11 protein-coding genes are annotated in these 13,857 nt (G+C 42.0%); 8 read left to right on the forward strand and 3 right to left on the reverse strand.

Annotation, left to right across the window (positions count from 1 at the left end):
• Positions 1 to 1,272: 1,272 nt before the first annotated feature.
• The 4 genes from L0992_22340 (at position 1,273) to L0992_22355 (ending at position 3,970) form a co-directional block, all read left to right on the forward strand.
• Positions 1,273 to 2,049 carry an RHS repeat-associated core domain-containing protein gene (locus L0992_22340; protein XGB69136.1) on the forward strand — a complete coding sequence of 259 codons (777 nt, stop codon included), beginning with the start codon at positions 1,273 to 1,275 and terminating at the stop codon, positions 2,047 to 2,049.
• Positions 2,050 to 2,727, forward strand: coding sequence for a hypothetical protein (locus tag L0992_22345; GenBank protein XGB69137.1), 678 nt, complete (start codon positions 2,050 to 2,052; stop codon positions 2,725 to 2,727). It begins immediately after the preceding gene.
• A 305-nt stretch (positions 2,728 to 3,032) separates the two neighbouring features.
• Positions 3,033 to 3,254, forward strand: coding sequence for a hypothetical protein (locus tag L0992_22350; GenBank protein XGB69138.1), 222 nt, complete (start codon positions 3,033 to 3,035; stop codon positions 3,252 to 3,254).
• A 182-nt stretch (positions 3,255 to 3,436) separates the two neighbouring features.
• Complete coding sequence (locus L0992_22355) at positions 3,437 to 3,970, forward strand: RHS repeat-associated core domain-containing protein (GenBank protein XGB69139.1); 534 nt, start codon at positions 3,437 to 3,439, stop codon at positions 3,968 to 3,970.
• A 1,464-nt stretch (positions 3,971 to 5,434) separates the two neighbouring features.
• On the opposite strand, the gene L0992_22360 is transcribed toward L0992_22355, so the two are convergent.
• Complete coding sequence (locus L0992_22360; protein ID XGB69140.1) at positions 5,435 to 6,226, reverse strand: hypothetical protein; 792 nt, start codon at positions 6,224 to 6,226, stop codon at positions 5,435 to 5,437.
• A 140-nt stretch (positions 6,227 to 6,366) separates the two neighbouring features.
• A complete protein-coding gene (locus L0992_22365; protein XGB70408.1) occupies positions 6,367 to 7,032 on the reverse strand; it encodes a flavin reductase in 666 nt (221 codons plus the stop codon).
• A 180-nt stretch (positions 7,033 to 7,212) separates the two neighbouring features.
• On the opposite strand from L0992_22365, the gene L0992_22370 reads away from it, so the two are divergent.
• The 3 genes from L0992_22370 (at position 7,213) to L0992_22380 (ending at position 11,029) form a co-directional block, all read left to right on the forward strand.
• Positions 7,213 to 8,544 carry a ferric reductase-like transmembrane domain-containing protein gene (locus L0992_22370; GenBank protein XGB69141.1) on the forward strand — a complete coding sequence of 444 codons (1,332 nt, stop codon included), beginning with the start codon at positions 7,213 to 7,215 and terminating at the stop codon, positions 8,542 to 8,544.
• Positions 8,545 to 8,757: 213 nt separating this feature from the next.
• Positions 8,758 to 9,165: a hypothetical protein gene (locus L0992_22375; GenBank protein ID XGB69142.1), complete on the forward strand. Its 408-nt coding sequence runs from the start codon at positions 8,758 to 8,760 to the stop codon at positions 9,163 to 9,165.
• A 490-nt stretch (positions 9,166 to 9,655) separates the two neighbouring features.
• On the forward strand, positions 9,656 to 11,029 hold the full coding sequence (locus tag L0992_22380) for a carbohydrate porin (protein XGB69143.1): 1,374 nt from the start codon (positions 9,656 to 9,658) through the stop codon (positions 11,027 to 11,029).
• A gap of 135 nt (positions 11,030 to 11,164) precedes the next feature.
• Here the strand turns inward: L0992_22380 and L0992_22385 are convergent, their stop codons facing one another.
• Positions 11,165 to 12,151 carry a LacI family transcriptional regulator gene (locus L0992_22385; GenBank protein XGB69144.1) on the reverse strand — a complete coding sequence of 329 codons (987 nt, stop codon included), beginning with the start codon at positions 12,149 to 12,151 and terminating at the stop codon, positions 11,165 to 11,167.
• Positions 12,152 to 12,385: 234 nt separating this feature from the next.
• Here L0992_22385 and L0992_22390 point away from each other — a divergent pair, with 234 nt between their 5' ends.
• Complete coding sequence (locus L0992_22390; GenBank protein XGB69145.1) at positions 12,386 to 13,825, forward strand: sucrose-specific PTS transporter subunit IIBC; 1,440 nt, start codon at positions 12,386 to 12,388, stop codon at positions 13,823 to 13,825.
• The last annotated feature ends 32 nt before the right edge of the window (positions 13,826 to 13,857 follow it).

The following is a 13,857-nucleotide window of genomic DNA, read 5'->3' on the forward strand; positions in this document are numbered from 1 at the left end:
TAATTATACCTATGGACGAGTATTCATGGAAAGTTAGCTTTGACTCTGAAGGACTCGAGTCTTCAGAAATATGGAAGAAAGAGTTAGTCAGTATTGATGAAAGCGAAATGTCAATTGAAGAATAAAAAAACGGCATTTTAAAAAAGTGTAAATCTATAGCATCAGAATATGATATGAAATTTGAGTCAGATTTTATATTTTTAGAGAGCTCAGGGGAGAGTATTAAAGTCTCAGGCAGGTTTTTTGATAAAAAGGGTCGAAGTATAATACTGATTACTCAGAAGGACTCCCGGGGCTCAATAGTTGAAACGGGAAAAGTTTAGAACAAGTGAATTAACTATCAAAAATGGTGCTCTATATAAAGACGTTAGGGTTTGTTTAGATGAATTACTAGATCTATAAAAGTACAGTATAAATTTTTTTTGTTACTATAGATATAAAGATTCTGAATTTTTGGTTTTACGGGAGGGTGAAAATCGTTGTCTCTAGATATGTATGAACCTGGAGTGAAGTCTTGCTTTTTTCGATTTAATTTTCCACAGAAAAGAGAGTAAGTGTATACGGTTTTTTAAGATAGGAGTAACAACAAGTTGAGTGTTTTAGAAATTTTTCGCTTTGTTTTTCCATTGTCATCCTTTATATGTGGAGTTGGACTGTTTCTTTCCCCACTTATTTTAAAAATGTTTAGAACTGACAAAGGTAAAGTTGGCCCTAGAGACTTCACAATGCTGTTTAGTAAAAAAGAGTTTTTGAATGAACAAGGGCTTTTGATTAGGGAAAGGTTGCGACTAACCATTAACTGGTCATTTCTTATTTCACTGTTGTCTTTTTTGGTTATTATTTATGAACAATATGTGGTTGTTATTTAGACTTTTTTGTCTAGTTAATTTTGTTTTTCACTTAACAGTATTGATGGGGTATAACAATGATTATATCGTTGATGAAATAGGTAGTTTACTAATATCTTTAGTATGCGCACTTGGTTTTTTGCTTCCTTTTATGACAGGTATAATAAGTACTCTGCATTGCTCGTATTTGCATCTTTTATATTGGCGAATTGGTACTATGCTTAACCAAATTTCCTCTTGAGATGGCAACAGCGACGCTTTTGGTTACGATGCTGATGGGAATTTGATTCGAGGCCTTTTACCAAATTAGATTCCATTTGTCACAGACTATGATGCTGAGAACAGACTGACCGCGATTCGTTTTGAGAAAAGTGGCACTCAGATTGAGGAACGATTTGAGTATGGTCACGATCATTTTCTAAGAGTGTATCAGCGTTTTGAAAGCAATATTAAAACCTTAGAGAAACGCTTTGTTCGCTTAGGCCTTATTGAGCTGCAAGAGCGTGACAGCGAGAACAACGTATTAGCAAACAATGTATGGCGACCAGATAGAAAAGGCGGTGTCGCTGGCTTATTAATGCGTCAGCAGAGCCAGCAAAATATCTACTACATGACTAACCATCTTGGTCACGTCTATGGTGTGTTTAACCAGGCTGGCGAAAGACTCAGCCAGCGAGGTTATTCGCCTTACGGGCAAATAAGTGGTGATGGTTTCACTCTACAGCCGTTTGGTATGTCGACCAAACGCAGCGATTTTACCAGTGGTATAGTTTACTTTGGTTATCGCTTTTACATGCCCAACTTAGGCCGTTGGCTTAACCGCGACCCACTGCAAGAGCAAGGCGGGATAAACCTCTATGCGTATGTAAATGGTGACCCGTTAGGGTATGTAGATTCGGATGGAAAAATAAAGGGCAGACCGGTAAATCCCAATCCATGGGACCACGCAGTTTACTCAACCCAAACGAACAGCCAGTGTGTACATGATTGTGTTGAGAATATGAGAAACTTGTGGATAGAAAGTCTTCTAATAGAACCAGAAAGTAGTAATCCGCAAAGCAAAGCTTCATGTGACGCTACGAATAAAAAACTAGTTAAAATAGTTTTTTCTGCAAAAAAATCCAAATCTGAGGCGCAGGAAACAGTGTTTGAATATTTTAGATATCAATCATGTGGAATATATTGTGAATGGAGTTATTAAATGAAAGTAATTGTTAATTACATAATTGTTTTTTTAGTGTCTATTTCGTCATTGTTGTCATTCGATATACTATCGAAAGAAAGGGAAGTGGAAATGATTGACATAGTAAAGGAGTGTGAGGTTTTAAAAGAAAATGCCGATAACGGTGTTCATAAAGGGTATAAAAAACTAACGGACTGCTATTTTTATGGGATGTTGGGGAATATAGGTGAGATTAACTATAAGAAAATTGATTGTTATTTAGAAATGGCAGTGGATACCATAGATGATGATCAAAGTAAGTTATTACTTGCGCGCTCATATATGCACTATCCTAGCCGAAATTGGTTATATGATAAATCTGATAAGTTATTAAATAAAGTGAAGGATAAGGAGCAACTACAGTATAAAGTTTTATATTGTGATGCTATTATTAGTGGGAAATTTTCAAATAGTGGTAATTATGATTTAACATGTTTAGAGGAAATAATTGATCATGGAAATAAGCCTGCTTTATATGCGTATATGGAGAATTATAAAAACAACTATCATAAAGGATTAGATTATAAGGAAGAATATTTAAATCTCTTTTATGAAGAAATATCAGATAGCGAATCAGAATCATTAAAGGGGTTTCTTGAAATGAGGTGTTTTTTTATTCCGTTGGAGCTATGTGATCCTGTTAGTGCTTGGGAGTAAAAGTAAATAATAAGGTCAGGTCTAATGAAATGGTTCGCCTCATCAGTTGTATGATATCTGGAAAGGCTTAGGAAAACCGCGTGGATACTAAGTATTAGGCAGTATTGTTATTAGTTTAGTTTAGTTTAGTTTAGTTTAGTTTCAAGTTTTAAGAGAAGTATCTTGTGATATTGAATTTTCATTAAATATATTATATTGAAGGACTGAAATTAAATTAGAGCATATGAGTTTGAGTAGGAACTTCAAACCAAGAATGAAATCATGCAGAGTATTTCTGTGCATTTATTTAATTAGGAATTATGTAAATGAAATTTAATCAATTCATTCAAGTTGCAATGATGTTGTCATTTGTAGAAGCAACTTACAACTTTATTTATGACTTTTTGTATATTGAATTTACAAATGATAATTTGGTTTTGCTCGGCATACCATTTGTTAACTTTATATCTATCCCACTACAGTATTTAGTGATTTCATGCATTGCTTGGCCTATTTATTCATGGCTTATATTGAAAGACATTGAATAGAGTGATGCCTTGTTTTTGCTTTAAGACAAAAGGCTTTGTCTCTGAATTATTATGTGATGTTACTTTCGTACAACCACAACTAGAAATTGTAGTAAATAAGGTGGTAGCTGTAGCGACCATATAGAAAAGGCGGTGTCGCTGGGTTATTAATGCTTCAGCAGAGCCAGCAAAATATCTATTACATGACTAACCATCTCGGTCATGTCTATGGTGTGTTTGAGCAAGCAGGCGAAAGACTCAGCCAGCGAGGTTATTCGCCTTACGGTCAAGTAAGTGGTGATGATTTCACTCTACAGCCGTTTGGTATGTCGACCAAACGCTCAGATTTTACCAGTGGGTTGGTTTACTTTGGTTATCGCTTCTATATGCCCAACTTGGGCCGCTGGCTAAACCGCGACCCACTGCAAGAGCAAGGCGGGATTAACCTTTATGCGTATGTGGATGGTGACCCGTTAGGGTATGTGGATCCGGATGGCAAGCAAGCATTCCCAATACCATATATACCCAATAGGCCTACAGAGGATTATTACCCGCAAGAGGTAAAAGACAGTATTGAAAAAGGTGAAAAAAAAGCTAAGAAAAAAGCATGTGATACTGCTGGGTATACACAAACGGTAGCGGACATGGCTAGTACATTGTTTCCACCATCGAGGCCACTATGTGTGGGAGTTGATGTGTATAGTCGATTGGTCAAAGGAGTTGTATGTGAGAAATAATCTGAAAACCCAAATTAAAATGATGTTAGTTGCAGTGACCGCGTTCGTACTGGTTTTTATGATGTTCCAATTGACTCTAGTAGGGAGTGGTTCGACGGAGATAAAAGAGTTTGAAATTATGGAGGTTTATTGTAAACCAACAATTAAACTTGCAAATGGCGCTGAATCAAACAATGTATGCAGGTTTAAGGGGATTACAAATGGTGAGAAAATTTCTGGTTATGCGCTACCAGCGTGCGAAATTGATAGGAGTTATATGACTCTTAAAAAAAGTAGTAGCATATTCAGTCAGAGTCCTAATTTTACATTGATATGCTATTGAATTATTAATTAATAGGTCTTTGTTTCCAAGAAATGCTAATGAGGTTAGTTATTGGTTTTGTTGCTTAATTCAGAGAGAGAGAAGGCATACTTATCCCATAGAAGGCTAGACAGTACTGTGATGATATGCAGAGCCATTATAAGAAAGCAGCTTCAGCTACTTACAACGCGGCAAAATCTGTACCAGGTACAAGCGTGACGGGACCGCTGCCAGGTAGTCAAGTTGATTTAGCTACAGGGTATGTTGTCGGTGAGCTTTTATGAATAAAAAACTAGTATCTTTAACTCTCTTCATTTTAATTAGTCATTTAGTTACTTTTAGTTTGGCCGACGGAAGAGGAAAGGTTTTTTCCTAAAATTAAAGAGGTTAGTTAGTCAGGATGTCATATTAGATGATGACACTTGCTATATAATATCGAGTGATTGGCTATTGCTTTCGAAGAATGAACGGTCATATGCATTTATGTATTTAGATAAGAAGTCTCTGGGTGCTACGATTGCATTTGGAAAGAATATGAGTCAAATGCCGGAAGAGAAACGATCGTGGATTAGGCTAGAAGAAGAAATTCGAGGAAAAAAGATATACTTAATTGAGTATAATTCCAAAATTCACTACTTTTCTGATGTGAATACTCTTGAAGCGCTCATGGTCGTCGACGATAAAGGAGTATTTAATTACCCAATGCCTTTAATAAAAACCAACATTGATGATTGCTCAATTTGAAGTAAGGTAGAGTTCGAATACTTGCCTTTAAGAAACACAAGATAAAGGGGGCAGTTTTTGCTTTTTGCTATAGGGCAAACACAGGATAGTAGGGTCAGGTCTTGCCTTTTGCTAAAAGGCGGTGTCGCTGGCTTGTTAATGCGCCAGCAGAGTAAGCAAAATATCTACTACATGACTAACCATCTTGGTCATGTCTATGGTGTGTTTGACCAGGCCGGAGAAAGACTCAGCCAGAGAGGTTATTCGTCTTGCGGTCAAGTAAGTGGTGATGATTTCACTCTACAGCCGTTTGGTATGTCGACCAAACGCTCAGATTTTGAAAATGAATTAGTTTATTTTGGTTATCGTTTCTATATATCCAGTTCGGGATGCTGGTTTAGCCTTGGTTGTAAGGAAGGCGTCATGTGCAACCCTAAGCCTTATTTACTCAAAGATCGGCCTAACGGTGCAAAATACCCCTGCATCGCATTGTAGATTTCTTCTCGATGTGTGAGATCTGGATAGAGAGGGAACATATCAGGCTTTGTCGTACCGTCAACGAGATACGCGTTTTCGATATCTGAGCAGGATTCAATCGCAGATTCAAAAGCGCGAGCCATCATCTCTGTTGGCAATGAGAAGTAACGGGCAGAGGTTGCTTTGTCGGCAATCACGCTTCGAGCCACATAATCGTGTTTGTCCAAGTTATTCTCACTGAGTAGTGTGGCGTCGAACAGCGACATCAAACTCTCGTTTAATGGGTGAGGTCGCACCTTTCTATCGTGCAGCCAACAGTCAGTGGCAAATAAGATGTGTTTTCGTGGGCCAGAGGTATCGCCAATCTCAAACGCTTTTTCGGCAATATAGTGGTCAAACGCATGCCAAAATTCATGGGCAAGCGCGCCAGCACCTGCGTTCTTGGCGAGTGCTAATTCACGTTGGTTAGGCGCGTAGTGTGCTTGCACGCCTTTTCTGCCACCACTACCGAACGCTAAACCTAATGTGCCACGCAGGCCTATCGCTTCTGGTGGTAAAGCCAAGATATAAGCCAGGTCTGCTAAAGAGTCGAATATCAAGTTCGCGGCTAAGTCTTTCTCTTCTTTGGTTACCCAAGCGCCCACACGAATGCTGCCCATACCGAAGGTTTGTTTGATGTCCATGAAAGACACCTGATCACCATGGCGATAGTCTGGGCCTTTGCGCGTCTTGTATTTAAAGTGGGTTAACTTCAAAGGAGTCCTTGGAGCAGGGTGCAAAGTGAGTATTTAGAAGCTGTGCCGCCATCTTGTAAGGCACACAAGTTGAGCTGAGAAACTTACCATTTTTCACAGCCAATTGCCGAACAAAATGAGTCGAGTTTTGCTTTAAAGATTTACCACGATGTTGGGTCGCCTTCGCGGGTTAGCGGAAACAAAGGTTCATCGGGTTTGGCATAACTTAATCGATGCAGTCTCTGGGTCACGTGGTAGCTGTCTAGCCCCGATACGGTGACGGTATCTAACGCTTCCAAATCCAAGTAGCCATCTGGCATCACTGCGCTTTTAGGTGCATGAATGGTAATGACTTCTCCAATCAGCATTTGGGTTTGATTGCTCTCGATTGTGAGCTGTTCTTTGAAAGCCAACCCGATGTTCAAACTGCTTTCTAAAACGAATGGCGCCGGAAAATCATCGTCATAATAAGGTGTAAGACCCACCGCCTCGAATTCGGATACTGACTTTGGGTAGCGTGCTGAGGTTTGGTGTGCCTTTTTAACGAAGTCCGCACCGATGCTATTAATAGTGAAGTGCTTGGTTTCAAGGATGTTCTCTAACGTGTGGCGACGGCGTTTGCTGGGACGCACGATAAAGCCAAACAGCGGCGGGTGCGACCCTAGGTGAACCACTGAACTTATCACAGCTAAGTTTGTGACCCCTTGGTTATCGCATGTGCTAATGAGATTGGCGCTTTTGAATCCAGACAAAGAATTGATCAAGCGAGTACGATGGCGCTGGTCCATTGCATGGAGGTCTTGTTTTGACAGGGTGAGGTCCTTCATATCTTCTTTTCTTCCCATTTTTTTGTTTTCTAAGACTTGTTCACTAACCAAATTTTATTTACGCGTAAGCACCCTCTAACGATCAGCTGAGCGTGTGTCTTTGCATAGTTTTACGCATGTTGACGTCGCTTGACATCACGCAAGCTAAAGTAATGATGTCGTCTTTAAGAGTGTTAAAAAATGAAAACAGTCCGCAATATCATTTGGGCAATGATTGCCACAATGTCAGCCTTTTGGTTTGCGATGGAACCGCAATTATTCGCTTCAAGCGATGTCTTTGAATGGCGTTCAGCCATGATTCAGTACTCAGGTATTTTGTCTCTGATGTTAATATCCATCACCATGGTTTTGGCGATGCGTTTGCCTATGGTCGAGAATTGGCTCAAAGGTATGGATAAAGCGTATCGAGTCCATAAATGGCTTGGTATCGGTGGTGTAGCGATGGGTGTCACGCACTGGTTGTGGTACCAAATCCCTAAATCACTGGTGACGTCTGGCGTATTGGATAAGCCTGTTCGACACGATGGTTCAGGGACACAAGCGGTGCTGACTGGCTGGGAATTGTGGGTCAATGAACTGCGCGGTATTGCGCAAAGCATCGGCGAGTGGGGTTTTTACTTATTACTCGTTCTACTTGTGGCGTCACTATGGGCAGCGGTGAAATACAAACCGTTCAAGTTGTCACATCGCCTGATGTCGGTCGCGTACCTGTTTATCGCTTTTCACTCGGTAATACTGCTTAAACGAGCGTATTGGGGAGAGCCGATTTATTACCTAACAGTGGCATTTGCTTTGGTTGGATCTATCGCCGCGATTTACAGTTTATTGGGTTTGGTAGGGCGTCGTAATCGTCACTCAGCGACTATCACTTCGACTCGCTATTTTCCACAGGCTGAAGTGATGGAGCTGGTGTTAAAGCCGGATGCATCTTGGCAAGGCCACAAAGCAGGGCAGTTCGCTTACTTGCGTTTCGGTAATGAAGACCCGCATCCGTTTACCATTGTGTCTGGCTGTAAAGATTCAGAGCTGCGTTTCTTGATCAAAGAGTTGGGTGATTTTACCAATGGCCTTTATGATCGAGTGACAGCGGGCGATGCGGTTACGGTTGAAGGGCCTTATGGTCGACTTGATTTTGATCTAAGCAAGCCTCAAATTTGGATTGCGGGTGGTGTCGGGATAGCTTCGTTCTTTGCTACGCTTGAAGCGCTCAAAACAGAGCAAGATCATCCGCGCATCGAACTGTTTTACTGTACTCGCGGTGTTGATAAGCAATTAATCGATGAGTTGGGGCACTTGGCACACGAGGTTGGTGTGAAGTTAACCGTGATAGATACCTTACATTCACCGCGACTGAATGCCGGAAGAATTGTCAATCAATGCGGTGACCTCAACGAATACGAGATGTATTTCTGCGGGCCAGAGTTGTTCTCAACATCGCTGAAAAAAGAATTAGACACCTATCAATTTGATATTGAAAAGCACTACCACGAAGAGCTGTTTCTGATGCGCTAATCGTTGTCAGTTGATGAATTGAATGGGGAAGCATCTCTGGGTTGAGCTGTGGCTGAGAACAGACGGTTTAGAATTAATGTTTGATAACTGATGTTTGATAGTCATAGGCACAAGCTTCCGACTAAAAAGGTGCGAACTCATTCAATTTACTATTGCAGCGGTTTGCTATTGAGCGATACCATATACGGCTATTTCTTTGGTAAAGATTCGAATATGTCAGATGAAGAACTCGCACTAGAGTGGATGCGGCAACAAGCTCATAAAGTTGATCCCTACGTTATAGATCCATCTTTTGATGAATGCGTTGAGTTACTTGACCCAGCTTTTAAGAAGGGCAAGAGTGTCGCGCAACTAAAGTATCTGTTATCAGAAGCGGATCGTAGAGCTGGGGCGGCAGAGCGTAAACATGCAGCCTTAAAGTATGCCAAAGAGAAAAGCCCAAATGCAGGTCAGATCCTGCGTCTGCAAAGCAAGCTTCAACAAGTTCAGCTGGCACTAAAATTAGCGACCGGCGACAACAACATGACCATATCTCAGTTCTGTGCAGAGTATGATGTCTCGAAGCGAGACGGTAATACGGCATGGAATGAGAAGTTAGTTGAACAGGGTAAAAGAAAGTAGCGGCATCAACGAATTTATGCCTTTTCAACCACGGCCAGAAAAGCTAACCTGACTTCGAAAACATTCCCACTGTTGGTGAGAATGCTCTGCATTTAAAAAGCCTGAAACTTCATCTCAGGCTTTGCCTCTGTTTTTCCTAATTGATGCTCACTTAATGGTTACCTTCGCTTCAATGGAAGACTTTAATACGCTTAAGCTCAATCATAGGCTCGTTTTTATTCGTTGAGCAATGTGCGCGATACACTATTTTTCGCCCATTAATCAATTTCACTTGTGACAAAGTTATCAGAATTATGCATTTTCGGTAACGTTCCCGAAAGTATCGATCTATCATCCACCCAGATACAAAAGTGAAGTAATCAACACGACTGATTTCTATTTCTTCTTCGATATAGAGCTTGTACATCAAAAGTATAAGCCGAAATGCGCTTACGAATTATTTTGGGAACGTTTGCAAGCAATCCAAGACAATTAACGTGAGAACATAAGAATGAAACTACACACTTTAGCGGTTGCTGTAACAATGGGGCTAATGACTACATCGGTATTAGCAAGTGAAGACGTTGCAGCATTAGAGCAACGTATTAATGAATTAGAACAAAGAGTTGCACAAACGGAGCAGGTTTCTACCGAAGCCAATGAAAAGGCTTCTTCGTTTGAGTTTCACGGCTATGCACGCTCTGGGTTATTGATCAACGATGACCTAAACGGCGCGACAGGTACTGGTCCTTACATGACAGCGGCGGGTGCGATTGGTGCGCCTATTGGACGACTTGGTGTGGAAGATGATCATTACGTTGAAGCTAACTTGATTCATAAGCGTTTTGCGGATGATGGTTCTAGTGCCTTGTTTCGTATCATGTTAGCCGACAGTACTGAAACAAATAATGAATGGACAGCCAGTGAAAGCCAGTTGAATGTACGACAAGTGTATTCAGAACTGAGCCGCTTGAGCATGTTCTCTGAATCTGAAGCGTTTTCTGACGCAACGTTTTGGGCGGGTAAACGATTCGATCGCGACAACTTTGATATTCACTTTTTCGATTCGGATATTGTCTTCTTATCAGGTACTGGTGCGGGCGTTTACGATGTTCAGGTGAGCGACAACTGGAAAGCGAATTTCTCTATTTATGGCCGAGATTTTGGCGAGATTGATAGCTCATCAACAGATGTAGAAAACTACATTGCAACCATGAATAACCGCATTGGCCAATGGCAAGTGATGTTGAGCGGTATGACCTCAGCAGACAACGATAGTCGCTTAAATGGCGCAGCTGAAAGCGGTGTACACGCAATGTTTGCGTACCATGGAGACAACTTCTTTGGTCTGAGCGAAGGCTTCTCTAAAACGGGCATGTTAATGGGTAGCGGCTTGGGTGCAGAGCTAAAAGGCATCGGTTCAAATGGTGACCTACTGGATGACGCAAAAGCCGTTCGTCTGTTTAGCTACGGTGTCACTCGCATTGGCGACAACTGGCGCTTAGCACCTGCATTAATGGCAGAGCATAGCCAAGACCGTTTGAAGAAGAATGACGAGTTCACATGGGCTTCTTTAAACGTTCGATTAGCTCAAGAGTTCACAGAGAACTTTGAGATGGTTTACGAAGGTTCATTGCAATACATGGATTTAGACAACTCGACAGAGCAAGCGAGCGGCGGTTTCTACAAAGCGACAGTGGCACCAACACTGAAGCTTTCAACTAGCACTGGTTTCTTTGACCGACCAGAACTGCGTTTCGCTGTGAGCTATGTGGATTGGAGTGAAGACCTGAATGGTTACTCGATCAGTACTGAAGCTGATGCTGCAACGATGGGAGAGGGCGGCGAGGTTCTGTTTGCACTGCAAATGGAAACTTGGTTCTAATTGCCTGATATATCGTTTAGATAGAGAGTGTTACTCATGATGTGATAGTCGCATCATCAAATGCCAACCTTATCGTTTCAACTCGAAGGTTGGCATTTTTTCATCTTGGGATAACTAAACCTCTGAGATAAATCGCTAACAAGACTCTCGGTCAATAGTGGTGAAGGTCAACACCACCTTGCTCATTTCAAAGCCTTTTTTCTCAATACGGTCGAGCAGCAGCTTGGCTCCATTTTCTCCCGCTTTATCAAACGCATAGTTAAACGTAGATAGCGTTGGTGTGCATACTGAAGCAAGTTCATCGTCACCCACGCCGAGTACCAAGACATCCTTTCCTGGAACGAGGCCAGCTTCTTGAATGGCTCTAATCGCACCGATTGCGATACGGTCAGTTGCGCAGAACAGGCCATCGAGCTTGGTGTGCTCTTTTAGAGACTGTTTAGCCAGTTGGTAACCTGACTCTATGGTGAAGTCGCCACGGGCGTGAAATTGCAGTGTGAGGTCGTTAAATTGAAGCGATTGAGCGAAGCCTTCCGATCTCATCTTATCAACCGCAATATCATCGCCTTGCACGCCGATGAATCCCATATGCTTACAACCTTTCGCGATGAAGCGATTACCCGCTTCAAACCCTACGCGAGTGTCGTCGTGCACAATGCTTGGGATGTTAAACATTGACCCGTCTTGACCCACCAATACCACCGGCACAGCAGAGCTTTGAATGGCTTTGACTAATTTGTTATCGAGGTGGGTCGCGTACAGGATGATGCCTTCAACGCGCTTTTGGTTAAATATCTGAATATATTCAAGTTCTTTATGGTGTGTTTGGTGTGTGCTGGCTAATAAAACATGCTTGCCCGCTTGCTCTAAGACGGCGGTTAAACCATCGACACCTTGAGATGTGGCGTGGGAAGAAACCCTAGGAACAATCACGCCAACTAGGTTGGTTTTCTGAGACTTTAAGTCTTTAGCGACTTGGTTTGGGAGGTAGCCACACTCTTCAACCGCTTTACGCACCTTCACCTTGGTCGCGTCTTTTACGCCATACTCATCGTTGATTACTCTTGAGACCGTCGACTTGGAAACTCCAGCGAGACGAGCGACATCATGAAGACTAGCCATTATTCATTATCCAATTGTAATTTTAGTTTTGGGATTGTTTGCAAACAGAGCATCAAATTTACCTGTTATAAGGAGATTTTAACCCTGTCTTCTGATCCTAGGGAGATAATTTGAAGATCACTCTCACAGTATTGAGCACTTATCTTTGATCATTTGTTATTTCTAGGCAAAAATTTGTTTTGCAAACGTTCCCGAAAATTCAAAGGCTCAAATGATAATCCAATGGGGTATGTAATGAATTATCCAAAAATAGCAAAAGAGCTGCTTTCTCTATTAGGTGGTAAAAGTAATATCACCGCACTTGCACACTGTGCGACTCGTCTGCGTCTTGCAGTCGCAGACCAAGATAAAATTGATGAACAGGCGATTGATAACCTAGAAGGGGTTAAGGGCCAGTTTAAAGTAGCAGGTCAATATCAGATCATCTTTGGTTCAGGCATCGTTAACCAAGTTTATGCTGAGTTGGCTAAGCTGACTGAAATGACGGAAATGTCGACCAACGATGTAGCGTCTGCAGGAGCTGACAATCAAAATATCCTGCAACGCGCGGTGAAAGGCCTGTCTGATATTTTTGTACCAATCATTCCGGCGATTGTTGCTGGTGGTTTGTTGATGGGTATCTACAACCTATTGACGGCTCAAGGCTTGTTCATTGATGGCAAATCTTTAATCGACGCTAATCCGGGTTTGACCGACTTAGCAAACATGATCAATACATTTGCTAATGCTCCTTTTGTGTACTTACCTATTTTATTAGCATTTTCAGCGAGTAAGAAGTTTGGTGGTAACCCATACCTTGGCGCGGCTTTAGGTATGTTGATGGTTCACCCAGACTTGCTTAACGGCTGGGGCTTCGGTGGCGCATCAGTGTCGGGCAGCATTCCAGTTTGGAACATTTTAGGTTTCGAAATTGAGAAAGTGGGTTATCAAGGTTCAGTACTGCCCGTTCTTGTTTCTGCGTTTATTCTAGCGAAAGTTGAGCTTGGCCTACGTAAAGTTATTCCTTCGGTTCTGGATAACTTGCTAACGCCGCTACTGGCTATTTTCGTGACTGGCCTACTGACATTCACGGTTGTGGGTCCATTTACACGTGATATCGGTTTCCTACTGGGTGACGGTCTCAACTGGCTATACAACAGTGCTGGCTTCATCGGTGGTGCGGTGTTTGGTTTGATTTATGCACCATTCGTTATTACTGGTATGCACCATAGTTTTATTGCTATTGAAACTCAGCTGCTTGCGGATATCGCAACGACTGGCGGTACGTTCATCTTCCCTATCGCGGCGATGTCTAACGTGTCTCAAGGTGCAGCGGCACTGGCGGTTGGTTTCATGAGTAAAGATAAGAAAATGAAAGGTATCGCGATTCCTTCTGGTGTGACCGGTTTGCTTGGTATTACTGAACCTGCAATGTTCGGTGTGAACTTGAAGCTTCGCTACCCATTCATTGCTGCGGTTTGTGCTGCTGCGGTTTCAAGCGCATTTATCACCATGTTCAATGTGAAAGCACAAGCACTGGGTGCCGCGGGTATTCCTGGCATCATCTCAATATCGCCAGAAAAAATTGGCTACTACGTGGTAGGTATGATTATCGCGTTCGTAACTGCATTTGCGCTGACCGTTGTATTAGGTCTACGTGAGAGCAGCAAGCAAAACATTAAAGCAACAGCTTAACGTTTCTCCCTAGAAGTGAAGCCCCCCTTTTC

It is taken from the genome of Vibrio pomeroyi (genome assembly GCA_041879425.1).
In the GTDB taxonomy this organism is placed as follows: domain Bacteria; phylum Pseudomonadota; class Gammaproteobacteria; order Enterobacterales; family Vibrionaceae; genus Vibrio; species Vibrio pomeroyi_A.